The sequence below is a fragment of the Chitiniphilus purpureus genome, from assembly GCF_025642115.1.
In the GTDB taxonomy this organism is placed as follows: Bacteria; Pseudomonadota; Gammaproteobacteria; order Burkholderiales; family Chitinibacteraceae; genus Chitiniphilus; species Chitiniphilus purpureus.
Genome location: NZ_CP106753.1, coordinates 78830 through 100018 on the forward strand (window position 1 = coordinate 78830; position 21189 = coordinate 100018).

The 21189-nt window shown below is 66.9% G+C and carries 17 protein-coding genes; 12 read left to right on the plus strand and 5 right to left on the minus strand.

Annotation, left to right across the window (positions count from 1 at the left end; all coding sequences use genetic code 11):
* The first annotated feature begins 146 nt into the window (after positions 1-146).
* Positions 147-566 carry a hypothetical protein gene (locus N8I74_RS00320; protein WP_263124906.1) on the plus strand — a complete coding sequence of 140 codons (420 nt, stop codon included), beginning with the start codon at positions 147-149 and terminating at the stop codon, positions 564-566.
* A 45-nt stretch (positions 567-611) separates the two neighbouring features.
* Here N8I74_RS00320 and N8I74_RS00325 read toward each other — a convergent pair whose 3' ends face one another.
* A complete protein-coding gene (locus N8I74_RS00325) occupies positions 612-1838 on the minus strand; it encodes an MFS transporter (protein WP_263124907.1) in 1227 nt (408 codons plus the stop codon).
* A gap of 105 nt (positions 1839-1943) precedes the next feature.
* Here N8I74_RS00325 and N8I74_RS00330 point away from each other — a divergent pair, with 105 nt between their 5' ends.
* The 3 genes from N8I74_RS00330 (at position 1944) to N8I74_RS00340 (ending at position 5718) form a co-directional block, all read left to right on the plus strand.
* On the plus strand, positions 1944-2855 hold the full coding sequence (locus N8I74_RS00330) for a LysR family transcriptional regulator (protein ID WP_263124908.1): 912 nt from the start codon (positions 1944-1946) through the stop codon (positions 2853-2855).
* Positions 2856-3327: 472 nt separating this feature from the next.
* Complete coding sequence (locus N8I74_RS00335) at positions 3328-4263, plus strand: carbohydrate-binding protein (protein ID WP_263124909.1); 936 nt, start codon at positions 3328-3330, stop codon at positions 4261-4263.
* A 9-nt stretch (positions 4264-4272) separates the two neighbouring features.
* Positions 4273-5718: a hypothetical protein gene (locus N8I74_RS00340; protein ID WP_263124910.1), complete on the plus strand. Its 1446-nt coding sequence runs from the start codon at positions 4273-4275 to the stop codon at positions 5716-5718.
* Positions 5719-5772: 54 nt separating this feature from the next.
* Here N8I74_RS00340 and N8I74_RS00345 read toward each other — a convergent pair whose 3' ends face one another.
* Entirely contained in the window at positions 5773-8304 is a 2532-nt protein-coding gene (locus N8I74_RS00345; RefSeq protein ID WP_263124911.1) for a heparinase II/III-family protein, read from the minus strand.
* A gap of 547 nt (positions 8305-8851) precedes the next feature.
* Here N8I74_RS00345 and N8I74_RS00350 point away from each other — a divergent pair.
* From N8I74_RS00350 to N8I74_RS00365, 4 genes are all read left to right on the plus strand, one after another.
* Positions 8852-9808 carry a TauD/TfdA dioxygenase family protein gene (locus N8I74_RS00350; RefSeq protein WP_263124912.1) on the plus strand — a complete coding sequence of 319 codons (957 nt, stop codon included), beginning with the start codon at positions 8852-8854 and terminating at the stop codon, positions 9806-9808.
* Between the two features lie 136 nt (positions 9809-9944).
* Complete coding sequence (locus tag N8I74_RS00355) at positions 9945-10778, plus strand: NADPH-dependent oxidoreductase (RefSeq protein ID WP_263124913.1); 834 nt, start codon at positions 9945-9947, stop codon at positions 10776-10778.
* Positions 10779-10785: 7 nt separating this feature from the next.
* Complete coding sequence (locus tag N8I74_RS00360) at positions 10786-11586, plus strand: class I SAM-dependent methyltransferase (protein WP_263124914.1); 801 nt, start codon at positions 10786-10788, stop codon at positions 11584-11586.
* A gap of 59 nt (positions 11587-11645) precedes the next feature.
* Positions 11646-12269 carry a glutathione S-transferase N-terminal domain-containing protein gene (locus N8I74_RS00365; protein WP_263124915.1) on the plus strand — a complete coding sequence of 208 codons (624 nt, stop codon included), beginning with the start codon at positions 11646-11648 and terminating at the stop codon, positions 12267-12269.
* Positions 12270-12342: 73 nt separating this feature from the next.
* On the opposite strand, the gene N8I74_RS00370 is transcribed toward N8I74_RS00365, so the two are convergent.
* A complete protein-coding gene (locus N8I74_RS00370; RefSeq protein WP_263124916.1) occupies positions 12343-13992 on the minus strand; it encodes a cyclic peptide export ABC transporter in 1650 nt (549 codons plus the stop codon).
* 670 nt (positions 13993-14662) lie between these two features.
* Here N8I74_RS00370 and sigJ point away from each other — a divergent pair.
* The 4 genes from sigJ (at position 14663) to N8I74_RS00390 (ending at position 17581) form a co-directional block, all read left to right on the plus strand.
* Complete coding sequence (sigJ, locus tag N8I74_RS00375) at positions 14663-15604, plus strand: RNA polymerase sigma factor SigJ (RefSeq protein WP_263124917.1); 942 nt, start codon at positions 14663-14665, stop codon at positions 15602-15604.
* Positions 15605-15691: 87 nt separating this feature from the next.
* A complete protein-coding gene (locus tag N8I74_RS00380) occupies positions 15692-16171 on the plus strand; it encodes a carboxymuconolactone decarboxylase family protein (protein WP_263124918.1) in 480 nt (159 codons plus the stop codon).
* Positions 16172-16474: 303 nt separating this feature from the next.
* Entirely contained in the window at positions 16475-16963 is a 489-nt protein-coding gene (locus N8I74_RS00385; protein WP_263124919.1) for a hypothetical protein, read from the plus strand.
* Between the two features lie 57 nt (positions 16964-17020).
* Positions 17021-17581, plus strand: coding sequence for a hypothetical protein (locus N8I74_RS00390; RefSeq protein WP_263124920.1), 561 nt, complete (start codon positions 17021-17023; stop codon positions 17579-17581).
* 75 nt (positions 17582-17656) lie between these two features.
* Here N8I74_RS00390 and N8I74_RS00395 read toward each other — a convergent pair whose 3' ends face one another.
* Together N8I74_RS00395 and N8I74_RS00400 are read right to left on the minus strand one after the other, a co-directional pair.
* Positions 17657-20098: a penicillin acylase family protein gene (locus tag N8I74_RS00395; RefSeq protein ID WP_263124921.1), complete on the minus strand. Its 2442-nt coding sequence runs from the start codon at positions 20096-20098 to the stop codon at positions 17657-17659.
* 127 nt (positions 20099-20225) lie between these two features.
* Entirely contained in the window at positions 20226-21086 is an 861-nt protein-coding gene (locus N8I74_RS00400) for a formyltransferase family protein (protein ID WP_263124922.1), read from the minus strand.
* Positions 21087-21189: the final 103 nt, after the last annotated feature.

Below are 21189 nucleotides of genomic sequence, written 5' to 3' on the forward strand. Positions count from 1 at the left end.
GCCATGTGGAACTGTGAGTTGCTGCCACGGCGATCAGGCCGACCCTTCCGCTCCGGCGCCGCCCGTCGGTCCCCTGGGCATCCGCCCGAAGCCGGTGACCGCTTACGCCAGCAGTGCCGCCTCTAGATCCTGTATGCAGCCGCGCGTTGTCCGGCGCCTCGCTGGGCGCACGCTACACCCAGGATATGGCGCAGCCCGCGCCGGAGCAGCGGAACGACTTCGCGCTCGCCGGCATTGAAAGCGTCGAGGACATCAAGGCACGCTGGGTGGACAGTTTCTACTTCGGCAGCGAGGCGGACGACCGCACGGTGGCGCATGCCTTCAACACCCGTGCCAACCCACTGGGGGTGAAGATCAACGCCATCTACTCCTCGGACGTGGGCCATTGGGACGTGCCCGACCTGACCGAGGCGCTGGCCGAAAGCCGGGATCTCGTCGACGAGGGCGTGATCAGCGAGGCCGACTTCAAGGCACTGGTGTTCGAGAACCCGTACCAGCTCTACACCGAAGCCAACCCGGACTTCTTCAAGGGCACCGCAGTCGAGCGCAAGCTTGCCGGCAGCTAGCCTGCCGCCGGCCCGGTAGAGGGTGGCGGTCCCGGCACGGCGCCTTCAGCGCCGCGGCAGCGCCAGCGCGACGAGTGCGCCGACCACGGCTGTGGCAGCGCACGCCAACGATACCGCCGGCCAGCCCCGGCCGGCGGCCAGCGCGGCAGCAGCAACCGGCCCGGCGAGCAGGCCGGCGTTGTTGCCCTGGATCAGCCATCCCATGGTGGTCCCCACCAGCGCCGGTGCCGGCGCCTGGATATTGGCCTGGCTGAACAACACCGGCGGGATCACGCCCCCCACGGTCGAGAACACCAGGCACAGCGCGATGACCTGGATCAGCGATGCGCCTTCGGCGAACACGCCGACGCTGCTGGCGCTCAAACCCAGGAAGGCCGCAGCCAGCACGCGCACCGGGCGCGCGCCCCGGGCAAGCAGATGACCGCCGATCAGATTGCCAGCCGCGCCGGCCAGCACGCAGACGCCGACCAGCCCCCCCGCAGTCGCGGCCCCCAGTGCCCAGCGCTGGCCCAGTGCCGATGGCAGGAAACTGAACACCGCGAACCAGCAGGCGGTGAACAGCGCAAACAGCGCGGCCAACAGCAATGGTCCCCTGGCGGTGATCGTCCGCGCCACGTCCACACGTAGACCCGCAACAGTGAGCGCCCCACCGACAGCCCGCCCGCCCGAGGCGACGGCGACCGCGAACAGCAGCGCATAGGCCACCAGCAGCGCGGCATTGATCCACCAGAAACCGCGCCAGCCGACGTGTTCGATCAGCCCCCCGCCGAGCGACGCCAGCGTCATGCCCACCGGCATGAAGGTGCTCCATACGGCAAACGCGCGCGGCATCAGGCGTTCCGGCACGCACTGCGGGATCAGCGCCGGCGCGCCGACCACCACAGCCAGGAAACCGGCACCCTCGATGCAGCGCAGGGCCGGCAACCAGGCCAACGAAGCGGTCAGCGCACTGGCGGCGACGGCCACGCCCTGCACCGCCAGGCCGGCGATCACCAGCCGGCGTGCGCCGATGCGATCGACCGCCGTGCCGGTGGCGATGCCGAACACAGCACCGACCAGCGCGAACACCGACATCAGCCAGGAAACGGTATCGAGCCCGATCGACAGCTCCGCCTGCAGCACGTCCAGTGCCACCGGCATCTTGCCGACCTGGCAGGCCGAGACAATGCCTGCCCCGGTGATCACCAGGATCGACGGCCACGCCGAGCGGGCCGCGGTGGCGCGATCGGCGGGAGCCGGCCGGGGCCGGGCGGACAATGACGTCGGGTTCATGGCCATCCTCGTGGTCCTGGTGCAGGGAGACTTGCACTATCTACCAATCGACAAAACGGATGGAAGAGACAAAAATCCGATCAATCCGATCGAAAAAGCAGAACCATGTTGGATGCACTCTCGCTGGGGCAGATCCGTACCTTCGTCGCCATCGCCGAAGCAGGCAGCTTTCGCGCGGCCGGACTGCGGCTGCGGCGCGCCCAGTCCGCCATCAGCCATGCCGTCGCAGCGCTGGAAGCCGCACTGAACGTGACGCTGTTCGACCGCAGCGGGCGCCGGCCGGTGCTGACCGATGCGGGGCGGGCCTTGCTGGAGGATGCCCGCTCGGTGCTGCTGCGGGTGGACTTCCTGCGGGCACGGGCACGCGGGCTGGAGCAGTCGGTCGAGCTGGAACTGGCACTGGTGGCCGATACGTTGTTCCCATTGTCCCGGCTGTGCCAGGCGTTGCAGCACTGGCGGGCACTGCAACCCTCGGTGCAGGTGCAGCTGTCGCTCGAGCCGCTTGGCGCGCCGCTGGCCGCGCTGCTGGCCGGCCACTGCACCATGGCCATCATGGTGGGCGAGCACTTCCACCATCCGCATATCGAGCTGGAGGCGCTGGAGCCGGTCGAACTCGTCGCCGTGGTCGCGGCCACCCACCCGCTCGCCGCACTGGTGCGCCAGGGTGCGGCGCTGCAGACCGCCGACCTCGCCGACCACCTGCAGATCGTGCAGACCGATCCGTCTGCGCTGTCCGAAGGACGCAGCTTCGGCGTGCTCTCCCCGCATACCTGGCGCGTCAGCGAGCAGAGCGCCAAGCTGGCGCTGATCCGGCAGGGCCTGGGTTGGGGCCGGTTGCCGCATTGGGCCGTGGCTACCGATCTGGCCGCGGGCTGCCTGTTGCCGCTGCCGGTCAGCCTGTACGGCCCGGAAGGCCGCAGCAGCATGCGCGCCTATCTCGCGCACCGGCTGGACCAGCCACTCGGCCCGGCAGCCCTGACACTGCGCCGCGTGCTGGCGCAGGCGGCAACCCAATAATGGCCTGTGGCGCTGGACCGGCCTTGGGCGAACCAGCGCATTCAAGTATTGCAGTGCAAAACGGATGCCGGTGCGCAATGCAACGTGGCCACATATGACGCCATGTACCCACAGCAAGCGAGGAGCTGCGTCTCAATGGTTCCGCAACCACCCACCCCATGCGTTGCCCGTCCGTTTGCTGCGTTTTGGCGCATGCTTGCGCAACGGTGGGCGGTCCGCCATGCCGCAACCGGAGCGCCTGCCGGCCAGATCCATCAAAGCCTTGGTGTCCGCATGTCGATTCGATGAAGGCACCCACCGTGGCAGCACCCCGGCGCTGCGCTTCCAGCTCCACCGATTTTGAACTGAACAAGTAAGAAAATTATCAGGATCAATATTTTTTTGCTTTTGTCATAATTCAGAAGCGCGGATATAGTTGCAGCTGATCACTGCACTGATCCAGCGATAGCGCCACCGCTGCCGGACAATACCCGTGATCCGGCAACACACCGCGTCGTGCCTTCAGCAGTTCGCTCAATGCACTGTCACAGCAATTACTTACAGGACATCCGCCATGCACAGACCTCTGCTTGCCCTGCTTGCGGCCGCCTGGCTGAGCCCCACCTGGGCCGCCGCACCCATCCCGGAATGGCGCGAGGGCGATGGCTATCTGGTCGGCGTGGCCGTGCAATACCAGGGCCAGACCTACAAGGCGCTGCAATCGCATACTGCCCACAAGGGCACCAACTGGAACCCTGCCGGCACCCCGGCGCTGTGGCAGCTGCAACGCGATCCGGTGCAGCGCTGCGCGCCGTGGCAGGAAGGTGCGGCCTATCAGGTCGGCGACAAGGTGCGGTACGAGGGTGGCTACTACCGGGCGCAGCAGGCGCATACCGCCTACCAGGGCACAGGCTGGTTCCCGCCCAAGGTGCCGGCGCTGTGGCAGCCGATCACGCAATGCGATGCCGTGACCCCGGTGCCGCCGGGCAATGGCGAGACCATCAACGGCATCAAGGTTCCACCCGACCCCGGCGCCGAAGGACGCAGGACCTTGGCCGGCATCGACAGCGACAACGATGGGGTGCGTGACGACGTGCAGCGATTCCTGGCCAAGGAGGTGGGGCAGCATCCGGCGCGGTTCAGATACGCGATGGAAATGGCGAGGATTACGCAGCAGGAGATTTTGGCTGCAAGTGAGAACAATAAAGAGAAAGTCCGCTCACTTTTTAGCCAATGGATAGTAGCGCATGATTGCTACTTCAGAACATATAAAGATTCGGTTGAGCTTTACAGTTGGAGGCTTAATTTCAGCAAGAAATTGACGGCACTCCATAGCAACACCCCGGAGAGAATTGCTGCAAACAACAAGGCCGATGAGCTTGCCAGCGGGAAATTATACCGCTCCCCCATTAAGGCCAACTGCGATTAAGGAAACAATATGAAGCTCAAATTTCTTATTGCCAGCCTTTTGGTCTCCATTAATTCATGGGCAGAGCTTAATTCATGCGATCAAATACCCGTCACCATACACATAAACGGCATTAATACATCAAGAGCTGACGCAGAAGAAAGCCAAAGAATGCTAAAAGTAATTTTGGAAGAAAAACTCGGGCATCCCGTTAAATCTGATCTTGCCTACAACCAGACCCACGGCTTCTTCGCCGATATCGCCCAGACCTTCTACCAGCTCAACCAGCAAAACCCCGACGAAGCCCCGGAAAAGATCGCCCAAGCGCTGTTGTACGGCGAAGCACCGGCCGGGCTGGAGCCCCGGCTGGCCGAGGCGGCGCAGCGCTATTACCGCGCCCAATACGAGCGGGCCATGCTGGCGCAATTGACGCTGGACGAGGAAAGCGAAATCCTGCGCGATATCCGGCAGGCGACCAGCAATGACGACAAGGTGCTGCTGGTACCCCATTCGCAGGGCAACCTATTCGCCAATCGGGTGTATGCGCTGTTGACGCAGAACGGCGTACCCGATTCGGGCCAAGTGCGTATCTTTGGCGTGGCGTCGCCGGCGGACCGGGTGCTGGGCAACGGCAGTTATCTCACCTCGAGCAAGGATCTCGTGATCGGCGGCCTGGATCTGCTGCGCAATGTATTGCCCAGCAACATTGTCGTGCCCGCCGGGGACACTTTGGGCCACGGTTTCAAGGAAACCTATCTGAACCCGGAATTGAACGGGCGGGAAGCCGTGGTGGCAGGGCTGTTGACGACCATCGAGAAGATGAATACATCGACCAACCCGTTCTATGCAGATGATCCTGTGTTGAGGCGGGCGCCGTTGGTGTTTTCTTATTACAACACGCCGGTAGGCGAGGAATATCATGCATTGTGGCGTGCCCATGGCTGGGGAGGCGCCCTGAAATCTTTAATTGGCCTATATCATGTGACGAATGCGCATGGCACGGTTCGATACGATACGGGGCGTAGACCGCCCAGCGCCCCATTGGAAACCGTCATCAGTGTGGCAAAGACGATTTCCGAAGGAGTAAACGCCCGATTCATCTACGGCATTTCCTGCGCACCCTATCCCCTTGGAAATGGGGCCAAGCTGGAGCAAGGGAATTATGAGATCAAAGGGGACTTTGGATATGCCTCGCCCATTGGTCAACCCGAAGTCCCTCTCGGCCTGCCAACTGGCTTCTCGTTGGAGAAACAAGGCTGGCAGTACGACTACCATTTCGATACCACGACGCAACAGCGGTCGCTGGACGATTGGCATTCGACCATCCCCAACCGTGAGGGATATCCCGGCTTTTCTACCGGCTTTATCAATCTGATCCTCGGCAGGGCCATCGTCACCGAAGATGAGGTCACTGGCCGCTACAGGATCGAGTGGCAGCCGACCCCCGAATTGAAAGCGACCGAAATCCACCACTGAGCCTTCCGACTGCAGCAACAAACAGGGCGCAGCGCGCCCTGTTGTTTTGCCGATCTAGTAGTTTGCGTACTGCTTGAGATTGATGCGGACCGTCTGACCATTCACGGTGTAGTCGTAGCGCCCGTCGTCGAGGCGACGGATCGAGACCGCCGGCTCGGTGCAATCGGGGACCAGCACCGTCGCCTGTTCGAAGATGGCGGCACGCTTTGCGATGCGCCATTTCTGGTGCCAGTTCTCCCTGACGGTCTTGCCCTCCCCCGGTGGGACCGGATAACCCTGCTGCTGGCTGAAGGTCAGCGCGCGCTCCGCCGGAAAGATGTGCTGCAGGCAGACGCTGGCCGCGCCTTTCTCCCAGCGGCCATGGGTCGGCTTGAGCGGGTCCACCTGCATCTGGGTGGGCGTATGCAGGTTCCATTCCCAATACCGTGGCGCAGCAGGATTGACGAACATGCGGTCCAGCACCAGCACGGTATTGCTCGGCCGGTGATAGACCAGCCCGCGCAGCGCGATCCTGAAATTGCTGTCCTGGTTGGCGTAGGCCGGCAACGCATCGCCCACCACGATTTCGAAGTCCTGGTTTGCGTCCCCTTGCGGCGCGGCCTTGATCGCGCCGGATGAGAAATTCAGGTAGTACAGATTGGAAACCGGGTCCTGGCGCAACACGTCGTTGAACTGGCCCAGACCACCGTAGTCGTCGGTCCCGTCGTAGGTGATGGCATTGTGCGCGCGGGTATGGATATACCACTGCATGAAGTGCGGGTATTGGCTGCCAAAGCCGTCGAAGACCCCGGAGTCCACTGCCATGGCCTCGCCGCGGTGATAGAGCAGGAAGCTGTTCTGGTCAGCATGGCTGTGATTGAACGAGCCGAACGGGCTGGACTTGAAATAGATCGCCGTACGCCGGGCCGCCGGCAGGCGGATGCTGTTGTACAAGGCCACCCACCCGGTGGAACGGTTCCAGTAGTGGTCGCGCACCTGCAGGCGCGGGCTGTGCTCGAACTGCAGCGACACATCCTGCTTGAATGCCTGCGCGATCAGGTCCGGTGCCGGATTGGCAGAGATCATGTGATCGGATTTCATGATCCCGGTCCTGCCCGCATCGTAATCCTCGGCCAGATAGGCCTGGGCCAGCCATTTGACCTCGGGCACCTGGGTGCGCGCCGCCCAGCCGACCACCACCTCCCTTGCCACGCCTTCCCCGCCCTGATCGCCGAACAGCACCTCGGTGGCACCGGGCGGTGTCATGTAGGCCAGCAGCTTGCCGGTATTGCGTGCCCAGGCGGTCTTGTAGAGGTCCACGCCGGTCGCCTGTTTGAGCATGTCCCACAACGGAATCATGGAATCCAGCGCATTGGCCAGATAGCCCATCCCGTTGCCAAACCCGCCGTCCTCGCCGCCCCACGGTGAAATCGCGGCAAGGTAGCCCGGCAACGTGACCGACAGCCAGCGGTCGGCGGGCGCCCCGGCCGGGGACTGTGGCCCGGTCGAGCCGACCAGCGCACCGATCGTTGCCGCAAAGCTGGCGCTGGCCCAACCGTGGGAGCCGAACAGCCACCCATCGAGGGTCAGCGTGTCGTTTTTCAGTCCGACCAGGCGTACATCGATGTTCTGCAACAGCGCGGCCTGTTGCGCGCTGTCCAGCTCGGCGAAGAACCAGTCGTAGGTGGTGGCCAGGATGAACGCGATCTGGCGGTTGATCTGATCCTGCTTGGCGTGCGAGGTGGGGCTGCCGGCAGCGGTGGACCAACTGGCGATTTCCCGCACCAGGTTGAGGTGGTTGGCCAGATTGGCGGCATAGATATCGGGACGCAGCTGCCGCAGCGCCACCAACGCCACCGCCTGCTTCGACAGGCGCGGAAAGAAGGTGTTGTTCAGCGTACGCGATTGCTTGTCGGTCAGCTCGACGAGGCTGGCGTTCATGAAATCGGGCACGACCAGCGGCGTGACCGCCTCATTGATCAGGTCGTTGACCAGGCCGCGCTGCTGCAGGGACTGGATCCAGGCCGAGTGCGCCGCGCCGCCGGGCAGCGCGCGCGGGTGCGGTTTTGCCAGGGTGCGCGCCACCAGCTCGGCGATGCCCGTCTGCTGATCGTAGACATCGTAGGCCGGGGCGTCCGGCGTCGGCCCCGTATAGTGCCCGCTGGCATTCGCCGCTTCGGCCGCCGCCGCGACGCTGACCTTGCTCAGCACCAGTGTCTGCTCGGACGAGGTGACATCCTCGGGCAGCGCCGTGCCATTCTTCAAGGCCGTGTAGGTCCATTTGTAGGTGCCGAAATCCAAGCCTTCGGCGATGAACCACGGTTTGTTGACGACCTTGTTGACGACCTCCTGCCCGTCCCTGGTGATCCTGACCCGATAGAACGCGGTGCGGTGCCGGTGCCAGCGCAACACCAGCGGCCGCTGTGTGATGGTGCCCGCGCCATCCTCACCGATCGCGACATCGTTGTTGTTCAGGGCCAGGGGGCGGCGGCCCAGCTCACGCTCGGTGACCGGCCCATCGGGCACGGTATCGTCGGCATAGACGGGGGAAGCAGCAAGGCAGGCGAATGACAGCGCCGCGCAGAGCGGCTTGCGAAGGAAGGCCATGGGGGAAGACTCCGGAATTTTGCTTACTTTATAATTGCAAATTGTTTCAATATTTTAACACCCCAGTAACTGGAAGCAAGCTCCGCGTAGGCTACGCCGGTCCGCCCCAGCCGGCCGGTGAAGCAGCCGTAACGCACCGCGGCAGACAAAGGTGGCGCCCGCGGACGCGGCGTGCCCATGCGCTGAGTGGCACGACAGCCACCACGCCGTCCCAACCGGTGCCGGTTTCCCGCCCCAACCGTTGCTGCCTTTCGCACGATCTGTTGCCCGGCTGCGCTGATTTCAGCAGTCGTCCCGGCACGGCCCGCACGGTGGCGCCACTGGCCAAAACCAACGAGGCCGTGCCGGCACGCAGCCCGAAACGCCGGCAGTACGGGTGTCCGGCAAGCGAGTGCGACGCGGCCGGGTGGGTTTGGATGGCTGCTCTTATTCCTACGAATACTGAAAAACCATCCTGGCACATGCTTTGCTCATAAGGGACCTCCCCGCTTCGTGGGGCACGCAACGACCCGGGTCGCGCCGATCCCAATCCATCAAGGAGCAAGCGATGTCAGACATCCTCAGCAATCCACCCGCCGGCGTTTCGGTCCACCCGGTCGCCGGCCGCATCGGCGCCGAGATCCGCGGCATCCGGCTTGCACCGGATCTGCCGGAAGCCACGCGCGCCTTCATCCGCGCCGCCTGGCTCAAGTACAAGGTGGTGTTCTTCCGCGGCCAGGACCATCTGGACGATGCCAGGCAGGAAGCGCTCGTCACCCTGTTCGGCGACCAGGCCGTGCCGCACCCCACCGCCCGCATCAAGGACGGCACGGCCTATGTGCTGGAGCTTGACTCCAGGCACGGCGGGCGCGCCAACAGCTGGCATACCGACGTGACCTTCGTCGATGCCTATCCGCAGGCGTCGATCCTGCGCGGCGTCGTCATCCCCGAGGCCGGCGGCGATACGGTGTGGGCCAACACCCACACCGCGTACACCGATCTCTCGCCTGAATTGCGCGAACTGGTCGACCGATTGTGGGCGGTGCACAGCAACGAGTACGACTACGCAGCCCGCAAGCCCGAGGCCGATGCGGAATCGCTGCGGCGCTACCACGAGGTGTTCACCTCGACCGTGTACGAGACCGAGCATCCGGTGGTGCACGTGCACCCGGAAACCGGCGAGCGCCACCTGCTGCTGGGCCACTTCGTCAAGCGGCTGGTCGGCCTGCCCACCAGCGATGGCCAGCACCTGTTCAACCTGCTGCAAAGCCACGTGACACGCCTGGAGAACACCGTGCGCTGGCGCTGGCAGCCGGGCGACGTGGCGGTGTGGGACAACCGCGCCACCCAGCACTATGCGGTCGACGACTACGGCCAGGCCCACCGCGTGGTACGCCGGGTGACGGTGGACGGCAGCGTGCCGGTGGCGACCGATGGCCGCCGCAGCCGCACCCTGAGCAAGGCGGTGCGCAATACGGGCGCGGCCAATGAGGGCAGCGCATCGCGCGAGGCTGCGGCCGCCTGAATGCCGGGCTGCCGGCCCGCTTCATCTTGTGCTTCCAGCTACCGGCAGTCCGCGTCCGTGGGGGCGGCGCGGCTGCCGGATTTTTTGCATCGGCCACGCGCCACGCCCCAAGGCCACCCGCCACAGGAATCCCGACATGCACCACCCAGCCGACCCTGCCGCGCTCGATCTTGCCAACCGCCGTTATGGCCGCGACGAGTTGGCCCAACTGCCCGACTTCAACGCCACGCTGGCCACGCTGCTGGCGCACCGCTCGGTACGCGCCTTCACCGATCAGCCGCTGCCCGCCGGCACACTGCCGCTGCTGGTGGCCGCGGCGCAATCGGCGCCCAGCTCGTCCAACCTGCAGGTGTGGAGCGTGATCGCCATCGAAGACGCGGCGCGCAAGGCACGCCTGGCCGCATTGGCCAACCACCAGGCGCATATCGTCGAAGCACCCCTGCTGCTGCTGTTCACCGCGGACCTCGCGCGCCTGAAGCGCGTGGCAGCACAGCGCAACGAACCCATCGCCGGGCTCGACTATCTGGACACGCTGCTGATGGCCTTCATCGACGCCGCGCTGGCGGCGCAGAACGCGCTGGTGGCCGCCGAGTCGCTGGGCCTGGGCACCGTCTACATCGGTGCGCTGCGCAACCAGCCCGAAGCCGTGGCGGCCGAACTGGGGCTGCCCGGACAGGTGTTCCCGGCATTCGGCCTGGTGGTGGGCCACCCTGATCCCACGCGGCCGGCGGCGGTGAAGCCGCGGCTGCCGCAAAGCGCCGTGCTGCACCGCGAACACTATTCGCAGGCGCGGCAGGATGCAGCGGTGGCCGACTACGACGCCATCCTGCAAGGCTTTCAGGCCACGCAGCACCTGCCGCAGCAGCCGTGGAGCCGGCAGGCGGTGGGCCGGCTGCGTGGCCCGGAGACGCTGTCCGGACGCGACCGGCTGGCGCAGGCGCTGCACAACCGCGGTTTCACCTTCCAATGAGGCCATCATGCCCAGTCTGACCCTGGATACCCCCCAGCTTGCCAAGCAATACGATCAGGTGAGCGACCTGCAATACGAACACGGCCAATTCCTGCTGGCCGGGCTGCAGCTGCGGCCCGGCGAGGCACTGCTCGACGTGGGCTGCGGCACCGGCCGGCTGGCGCAGCTGGCGGCGCGCCACCATGTGGGGCCGGGCGGCCGTGTGGTCGGCGTGGACCCGTTGCCGCTGCGCATCGCGCTGGCGCAGGCGCGTGCGCTGCCGCAGCTGTCGTTCGCCGTGGCGCGCGGCGAGGACCTGTCGGCATTCGACGACCAGTCGTTCGACGCCGTGCTGCTCAACAGCGTGTATCACTGGCTGCCGGACAAGGCGCCGGTGCTCGCCGAGATCGCACGCGTGCTGCGCCCCGGTGGGCGGGTGGCGATCAGCAGCGCCAGCCGCGAGCGGCCGCACGATATCCAGCACCTGATCGCACAGGTGCTGACGGACGCGGGCCTGGGCCGCAGCCAGGGCGGCGGCAGCACACCCTATCGGGTGACGCATGCCGAGCTGGCCGGCCAGCTGGAAACGGCCGGGCTGCTGGTGGACCAGATCCGGCTGCGGCGCTTTGCCGACCACTTCCCCGACATCGACGCCGTGCTGGCCTTCAGCCACGCCAGCGCGTTCGGCAATTTCCTTGGCGACTATGTGCCCGAAGTGCGCGCACGCCTGCAGGCCGGGCTGCGCACGGCGCTGGCGGCACTGGCCACGCCGGGGGGCATCCTGCTGCACCGCAACCTGCATTTCGCGCTGGCGCGCAAGCCGGGCTGATCCGCACCCGTTTTCCCGGCCGTGGCGCCGCCGCGGCCATCCCCTCCCAAGGAGCTGTCATGCCTCACCAACTCTATATCGCCAGTGGCGCCTGCTCGCTCGGTGCCCATGTGGTCGTGCGCGAACTCGGGCTGCCCGTCCAGATCGTCAAGGTGAAGACCCGCGTGCCGGAGTCGCCCATCCACGCGGTCAACCCGCTCGGCCGCGTTCCCGCGCTCAGGCTGGACGACGGCACCGTGATCACCGAGAACAGCGCCATCCTGCCTTTCCTCGCCGATCTCGCCCCCGGTACACCGCTGTTCGCGCCGGCCGGCTCGGTCGAGCGTGGGCTGATCCAATCCTGGATCGGCTACTTCAGCGCCGAAGTGCATGCCGGTGGCTTTCGCGCGGTGAACCGGCCGGAACGCTACAGCCGCGACGAGGCGGCGTTCGACGGCATCCGCAGCCAATCGCGTGCCACGTTGAAGCAGACCGTGGCGCATATCGATCGCCACCTTGCCGGCCAGGATTGGCTGGTGGGCGGGCGCTTCACGATCGCCGACGCCTACCTGGGCGTGTTCGTACGCTGGATCGCCCGCTTCGGCGACGCGTTTTCCGATCTGGAGGCGCTCAACGGCTTTCGCGAGCGCTATCTTGCCCGCGAGAGCGTGCAGGCGGCGCTGGCGTTCGAAGCGCAGGAATAGGCAACGCCAGGGGCCTTCCTGACGATGGCCGCATCCCCGCCCCGGCGGCCCGCGCCCCGGGGCGGTATGCGTTTCAAGATGCCGCGACCAGCCCCGCCGCCGGCACCGGCGCAGCCGGCGCGCCGCTTTCGACGATGCGGCCGTTCTCCAGCCGGATCACCCGGTCGGCAAGGCTGAAATAGCGGTCGTCGTGCGAGATCACCAGCACTGTCTTGCCCAGCGCCTTCAGCTCGGGCAGCAGCTCGCGATAGAACACTTCCTTGAACACCGGGTCCTGGTCCGCCGCCCACTCGTCGAACACCAGGAACGGGCGGTCCTCCAGGTAGGCCACCACCAGCGCCAGCCGCTTGCGCTGGCCCTGCGACAGCGCGCGGGTGGTGAAGGCACCGTCGCGCACCTGCACCTTGTGCTGCAGGTTCAGCTTGGCCAGCAGCGCGTTGCCCTGCGCATCGCGCTCGGTGCCGGGCGCATCGAGCAACTGCTCGAACAGATGGAAATCCGAGAAGATCGCCGAAAAGCACTGCCGGTAGCGATCGCGCCCGGCCTCGTCCACCGCCTCGCCATTGAGCCGGACCACGCCCTGCTCGGGCCGGTACAGCCCGACCAGCAGCTTGGCGAGCGTGGTCTTGCCGCTGCCGTTGCCGCCGACCAGGAAATTGAGCTGGCCGGGCGCGAAATCCAGGCTGATCGGGCCGAGCGTGAACAGATCGTCCGTGCCCTCGTGGTAGTAGCGATGGCGCACGCCTTCCAGGCTCAGGCTGCGGAACGCGGGCGGCTGCGGGGTGGCGGCCACGGCGGCGGTGTCATGCTGCAGCGCCTGCGCGATCTCCTCGATCCGCTCGGCGGAAACGCGGGCCAGGCTGGCGCGCGGCAGCAGCAGCAGCAACGCCTCCAGCGGCGCCACCATGAACACGAACACCAGCGAGAAGCCGGTCATGATGCGCATGCGGTCCGGCACGTCGCCCACCAACATGAACAGCACCAGCCCAATGAAGGCATAGACCAGGAAATTGCCCCATGCCGCCGACACCGCGAAGATCGACATGCCACGCGTGCGCTCCCGCCGCACGGTCTCGATCGAGGCACCGAGAAGACCACCGGCAAAGCGCAGGCGCTTGCCCGCGTGCAGCCGCAACTCCTTGGCGCCTTCGATCAGCGAACGGAAATGGCCGAACAGCCGGTCCTGCTCCTTGGATGCCTCGTTCAGGTGCCTGATGGCGCGCAGGTGCGCCAGGTGATAGCCAAGCGAGCCCAGGCCGATCACCACCGCCGCCGCCAGGAACACCTGCCACGACAGCCACGCCATGTACACCAGGCAGCCCGAGACGATGATGGCGTTGACCAGCATGGCCGGCAGGCTGACGAAGAAATCGGCCACGTTGGACGTATGCTCGGACAGCGCCGACTGCACCCGCGGCCCGCCCACCTGCTCCAGCCTGGCAAAGTCGGCATCGATCACCCGGCGCGAGATAAAACTGCGCAGCTCGGCATGCGCACGCTGCCCCAGCCGCTCGAACAGCACCGAAGACAGCATGCGCGCCAGCATCGCCGATACCGCGAATGCCGCAAAACGCCACGCCAGCGCCACGCTCGCCGCGGCGCCCGCCGTCAGCGCCTCGTTGATCTGGGCCAGCAGCAGCACGCTGCACACCCCCGACACCACGCTGGCCAACGCGGCCGCGGCAAGCAAGGGGCGGGACTGCCGGATAAGGACGGAAAGCACGATGGATCACCTCGGCGCAAAGGGAGGGCGCCTGAGCCCAAGACGGATGGGCAGGGGATCTGTTTAGCGTTCCAAACAAGCGATACATGCGCAGCAGGCCGCTGTGCGTTGCCGGCGCATGCTGCGCAACCGGCGCGGTGCCGATATGCTGGTCATCGGCGGCTGCACGACGCTGTGCCAAAGCGGACGGCGCCCGTACCGTGGGCGATATACATAAAGCCGGATAGCGCAGTGACCTGTCGCATACCGGGCAGGCTGTACCGGGTATGCACCTGCAGGCCCATCCGCCCTGCACCATCGCCCCGCCTGATCGCCGACCTGCCCCAACGGCATCACGCCAAACAAGCCCAGCACCTGGACTGGGTGGAATTCATCGCCGACCTGGCCGAATCCTGTCGCTGCGTGTTTTCGAGCTGGACCGTTAAGGTGCCGTCGCTGGGGGTGCGGTGGTCCAGTGAGCAGGTCGAAAGCGGTGGTTGAACAGGCCAAGCGCTGCAGCCAAAGCCGTCCATTGCAAAAGCACACCCATCCCCCATTTCTCCTCCAAGCCACGCCCAACCAGTCCCACCAACCCGGGCAGCAGCGCTTTCCCCGGCCTCCCCACCATGTCACATCCGCCCACCCTGCTCCGTCTGCCCTGGATACCGTACTCACCCCCAGGGCCCGCACCATGAACGACGACATCGACCGCTCCCCCACCGCCCGTGCCCGCCGCTACGACCGTGAGCATGCGCGTCGGCTGCGGGCGCTGGCCTATCGCATGCTCGGCTCGCGTGCCGAGGCCGAAGACATGGTGCAGGAGGCCTGGCTGCGCTGGGCCGAGGTCGATGAGGCCACCGTGCAGCACCCGGATGCCTTCCTGTCGCGGCTGGTGACCAACCTGTGCCTGGACCGGCTGCGCTCGGCCGCGGCACAGCGCGAGCAGTACGTCGGTGTCTGGCTGCCCGAGCCGATGCTGGAGGACGAGGCGCTGTTCGGCTGGATGCCCGGTCCGGAAACGCAGGCGGAGTTCGCGCAGGATGTGTCGGTGGCGTTCATGCTGGCGCTGGAGCGGCTGTCGCCATTGGAGCGGGCGGCGTTTCTGCTGCACGACGTGTTCGACCTGGACTACAACGAGATCGCCCATCATCTGGACCGCAGCGAGGCGGCATGCCGGCAGCTGATCAGCCGTGCGCGCAGGAACGTGAAGGCGGACTATGCGCGACGCGAGGTGGCACAGCCGGAGCGCGACCGGCTCACCGCGGCGTTCATGCACGCCGTGCGCAGCCACGATGTATCGGCGTTGACGCAGCTGCTCACCGAGGACGCGGTGCTGCTGGCCGATGGCGGCGGCAAGGTCACTGCAGTGCCGCAGCCGCTGCATGGCGGCGCCGCGATCGCCAGCACCTTCATCGGCTTTGCCCAGATATCGGGCAACCGCGGCTGGCGGCTGGTGCCGGCGCGGGTCAACGGGCTGCCCGGCTGCCTGATCTTCGACGATCTGGCGGGCGGTGTGCTGGTGCAGACGATCGCGCTGGCACCAGCGGCCGCTGCGCCAGGGCGTGTGGGCGCGCTGTATGTGCAGCGCAATCCGGACAAGCTGCGCGCGATCGCACGCCGACTGCAGCCATGAATGTCACACCGCGGGCGGCTGCCCCGTCTTGAGGAGGTGGCCGGTGAATCCGCCGGCCGTCATCCACCTCATCCCAAGGACCGCATCATGAGCACCCAGCAACCCCGCCTCGACTACGCCCGCCTGTCGCCCGAGCTGTTCAAGAAGTACCTCGATTTCAGCATGGCCTTTCGCATGGACGAGGGACTGGCCCTGCTGGTGGACATCCGCGCCTCCCAGCTCAACGGCTGCGCGTTCTGCCTGGACATGCACGTCAAGCAGGCGCGCCTCCATGGCGAGCGCGAGCTGCGGCTGCACCACGTGGCCATCTGGCGCGAATCGCCGCTGTTCACGCCACAGGAGCGCGCCGCGCTGGCATGGACCGAGGCGCTGACCCAGCTCGCCCCCGAAGGCGTGCCGGACGCGCTCTACGAGTCGGTACGGCAGCATTTCTCCGACGAAGCCCTGGCGCAGCTCACGTTCCGCGTCACCGCCATCAACGGCTGGAACCGCCTGAACGTGGCCTTCCGCACCGTGCCGGGCTCGAAGGATGCGATGTTCGGGCTGGACCAGGCCGGCCTGGGCTGACGCGGCGGCCCGCACCTGGCACAGCCAGCCTTGGGCCACATGCTGCGCGGGCGGCGTCGGCACAGGCACTGGCGGCACTGGTACCCGATAGTGCAACGGCCTGCCCGGGCGGGCCGACACGGTGTGCCGCCCGATGTGCTACAACACCTCGACCAGGGGCCGCCGGCCGGTTGCCACCCCGGTGGCGTTGCGGTGTGGCGCTCCGCGTCGGGGTGCCGCGGCGGGCCAACGCTGGGTGCGCCGGCCGACCGCGCGGTCGACCGTCCCGGCTTTGACAACATGCGTTGCCCGATGTGGAAGACGATGAAGGCGATCCTGCTGATTGTGCTGCTGACGCTGCTTGCCGTGGTCGTCAACGGCGGCGCCATCCACCGCTATCTCGCCAGCGGCCCGGTGGGCTGGCAGATCAGGAAGATGGTGCGCGACGACGGGGCGACGCGGATCCGGCTTGCCGACGCCACCGCTTTCGCATGGACGGATGTGTATCTCTTTTCGCCCTATTCGCTGCGCCAGAGCGTGTGCGGCACCTTGCAGCTCAAGGGCAGCGCGTGTTCCGCGGTGCTGAAGGATGCGTGGATCGACGAAGGCCAGGTGCTGCTGGTCTTTCGCCACCACGGCAGGATCGTCCACGCCGAACGCCATCTGCGCCATCACGGCGATTTCACCCCGGTGCCGGCCGGGCAGCCGCTGCGAGTCGACGAAGCAGTATTCAGGACCGAGGCCCGGGGACAGGATCACGCTGGCGTGCCCTGGATCGCGTTGCAACACCAAGCCGCCGTCGCGGCCCAGTGATCATCAGCCACGCCGCGCCGGCCACATCACCCCTCACCCACCGCACAGGAGCCGCCCATGACCGTCCGTTTCGCCACCGCCTTGCTGGTCCCGTTGGTTCTTTCCGGCTGCGCGCTGCTGCCGGGCGCCCCGTCACCGGCGCAGACCGGGGTCGATGGCGAAGCCTGTGTCGGCGAGGTGCGCGCCGCTGCGCCGGGTCTGGCCGAGGCGGCCAATCCGGCGCTGCTGGGCCAGGCACGCTTTGCCAGCGGCAAGGGCGGCACCTGCACGGCCAAGGTGTTCACCGTGGCCGCACCGGTGCTGCTGTACCGCGTGTTCGATTCGGGCAGGCCGTATTCCAGGCTGGGCGGCTGGTGGTCGCTCACCCGCCCCGCCGGCCCACTGGAAGCGTACCGCGCCGCCTATGCCATCTGTCCCGAATGGAGCAATCTGGACCGCGTGGTGGCGTGCGAGGTGCGGCCGGGCAGCCAGATCGTGATCGGCACCACCCAGAGCGCCACCTGCGCCGACGGCAGCACCTATCCCAGGACCGGCGAGAACCAGGTGTACGTGGCCAACGACGGCAAGGCCGGCATCGTGCATGTCGGCACCTGCAGCGAAGCGGCGGCATGGCCGTGAGCCGCCGGGCCACGCCAAGCCAGCCTGTACCGGCAAACGGCGCCCGGCACGGTACACGCCGCCGGGGCTGCCAGCTCAGTCCTGCCGCTCCGCCGTCGCGCGCAGCCCTGGCAGCGTCAGCGTGCGTGTGCCCGGGCTGCGGGCGATGTCCTCTTCACTGAACGGAAAGCGCAGCCAATCCTTGCGGGTGTAGCGGGCCACCGGCGCCGCGCCGGTGCCATCGCTCACCGCGGCTTCATGCTGGCCATGGGCCAGCAGCGTGTAGGGCTCCACGCCCTTGGGGCCGAAGTGCACCACCTGCAGATAGCTGTTGCCCAGCGCATCGGGGCCCATGCGGTTGGTGCGGTCGCTGTTGCACACCACGGTGAAATAGCCGACGAGGTGGCAGCCGCCGAACAGCGGCAATTGTCGGCCTTCGCTCTGCACGAAGCGCTGGCTGTCCAGCGGCGCATCCAGTGCGATGCCCTGCCGGGTGAGCGAGACCACCGCCTGGGCCAACGCCTGCGCGGCACGCTCGGGGCCGGGCCGCGGTGCGCTGGGGGTATCCAGCGGCGCGTCGACCGAGAAGGGCACCTGGTAGAGCACATCGTCCGGCGTCTGGTCCACCACAGTCCAGAATGCCTCCCACAGCAGCACACCGCGGTCCTGCGCATCGGCCTTGCCAGACCAGCGCTGCAGGATGGCGCAGGCACGGCTGATGTCCACCGGTGCCGCCGGGGCGTCAGCAGTGGCAGGCAGCGTCACCGTGCGTTGCTGGCAGGCCTGGGCGAGCAGCGTGTCCTTGAACTGCTCGGCCGAGTAGGCGCGCGGGGTCAGTACCGCCGTCCGCACACGCCGGCTCAGTTCGGCCGCGGATGCGGCGCCGCTCGCCCCCAGCTCGTTGGCGATGCGGTGGCCAAGCCGGCCACGCAGGGTCAGTGACCGTCGCTCCCCGCCGAGCAAGGCCGGATAGCCCTCCAGCGGCTGCCGGGGCTGGGCCAGCCAGTAGCTGTCGTTCATGTTGGCCACGTAGTCCTCGCGCAGCAGCGACGGCATCGCCTGTGCCGCCATGGCGCCCGGCTGCACCGCGCGCGGGTCGGTCTGCCAGTCGCACGCCGAGCGGCTGGCATCCAGGAACGGCGTGCGCGCATCCAGCTGCGCAAAGCCCTGCGCCAACGGGGTCAGGCAGGACTGGCGCAGGCTGTCGGGCGCGTTGGGGGCCGCGCCGACGTCGGCATACCACACGCGGCCGTCTGCGCGGCCGATGGCGGCGGTGTTGACCCATGGCAGCGCCGCCTCGCGCCGCTGGATGGCAATGAACTCGTCCAGCGACCTGGCCTGGTTCCAATGGAAGAAGTGGCGCAGCACGCGGAAGTTGTCGGCGTTCACATCGCGGATGGCGATCGCGCTGGTGCGCCCCCAGCCGAAGGCTGCATCGTGGCCGCCCAGGTCCACCACCGGCCCGAAACGCGTGCGGTAGAGGGTGCGCGTCACGCTGCGGGCGGTGCCGTCGTCACCGCGTACCTCCACCCGGACTTCGCGCGCCGTCATCGCTTCGGATCTGCCATCGACCCGGTAGCGGGTGGGATCGGCCGGATCGAGCGCCAGTTCGAACAACCCGAAGCGGCGCGCTTCCGACACGGTGTGCGTCCATGCCACGTCGTCGTTGAAGCCAATCATCACCACCGGCATGCCGAGGAAGGTCGCGCCCGCCACGTTGAGCCGGCCGGGGATGGTGAGGTGCATCTGATACAGGCGGTCGGGCCCGCCCCAATACCAGTGCGGATTGCCGAACAGCACCGCGCCACGCTCGCCGGTGGCCTTGCCGCCGAACGCCAGCATGTTGCTGCCCAGGCCCACTTCCTCACCTACCCGATGCGCCAGCCTCTCCCGCAGCGGCAGCGCATCGCGGGCGGCGGTTGCAGCGGTCGCGGGCCGGGCGTTGACGATCTCCGGCAGGAAACGCAGATAGCCCGCCGCCACCTGGGCGGCGTAGATACGGCGGTACAGATCGTCGGCAGTGATGTTGCGCACCCACGCTTCATCCAGGCAGGCGCGCTGCGCACCCTGGCCGCGCTCGCTGCGCGCCTGCGCGAGGTAGCGGTTGTAGCCCTCGGCATAGCCTTCGATCAGCGCGCGCAACCCGGCCGGCTGTTCAGCACGCAGCCGCGCCAGCGTGGCCGGCTCGGCAAAGGCGCGGAAGAAGAAATCCAGGTCCAGGTTGCGGCGCCGGCCGAAGGTGGAATCGCGCGCCGGCGTCGCCTCGGCGCCGAAGAACCAGGCGCGGCGCCCCTCATAGGTGACAAAGGCTTCGGCCAGCGTACACAGCGCGTCCTGCGCCTGCACATAGCCCACGCCGACACCCAGGTCCCCCCAATTGGCGGCGCGCACATGGGGAATGCCGTCGGTGGTGATACGGATCTGCACGCCGTCCGGCGTGGCAGCCACACTATGCTGTGCCATCACCAGCGCCGACAGCGCCATCAGGGCGGCGGTACGTTTGCGCACTGCGCTGTGTAGTGGATTGCTGTGCTTCAACTGCGGTCTCCTCGGATCGGGGCAGGCTGCACGTGCAGCCTGGCCACGCTGTTTCGAATGGTGGCCGGTGGCACCCGCGCGCCGGTCGAGCGCATCGACAGCGGGCGTTGCACCGGCAGGGTGAGGTCTACAGGCAGGCTGTTTCACCCACCGTCGTCGCCTGCGCAACGCCGGCCAGGTGGGCCAGCCCCCGGTGCAGCGCCGGGAACAGACTGCGCTGGAAGTTGTTCCAGCGTAGCTCGAGGATGGTGTCTGCGGGATCGATCGGCGTATCGAGCACATCGACGATCACCTCGCCCGAGTCGATGCCGTTGTCGACGTAGTGGAACGATGCGCCGGTCAGGGTCACCGGCGGCACCGGCCGCGTCTGCAACGTGCTCCAGTCGATCACCTTCTCGCCGCGTGCGCCGTACAGCGCATCCAGCGTGGCATGGGCGCCGCGCCGCTCGTAGGGTGATTCCAGTCGGGTGATGCCCGGATGGATGTTGACGATGCGCCGATGGAACGGCGCGCCCGGGCGCACCAGCTCGTCCAGGATCACCAGCAGGCCATCCAGCACCACCAGATCAGCCTCCAACGCCGTCAGCTGCGCCAGCAGCCGGTGCTCGAAGGCGCTTTTCGCGGCCGGGCGCGCCGCGGACTCCAGCGGCAACCGGCGATAGCTGGACGGCACCGGGCACAGCAGCACATTGACCGGCCGCCCCGCCAGCGCCAGCTGCGGCGGATAGAACCATTGCCGGCCCGGCTGACACGAAAAGCCGTACTCCCTGAGCTTTTCCCGGTCACGCGCCGACTCCGGGTCGTCGTCGTAGATCACGGCCTCCAGCGAGTAGCACGCCCCCAGCTCGGTCTCGTTGAGTGCCTGCACCAGATATTCGAGCGGCGATTTCATATAGCGCCGCCCCCCCTTGTAGTCGATGTACTGCCCGGCCTTGTCGGCGGCGGCGTTTCTCAGCGACCAGATGTAGACCAGTTTTTTCTTGGGCATGGGCGCCTGTCTCGGTGTTCGCGTTGCGGCGAGGCCAAAACCGGCCCCGCGGACCAGAACAAGACGGATGACAGCGTCGGATGTTTAGGGCCGCGGACAAAAC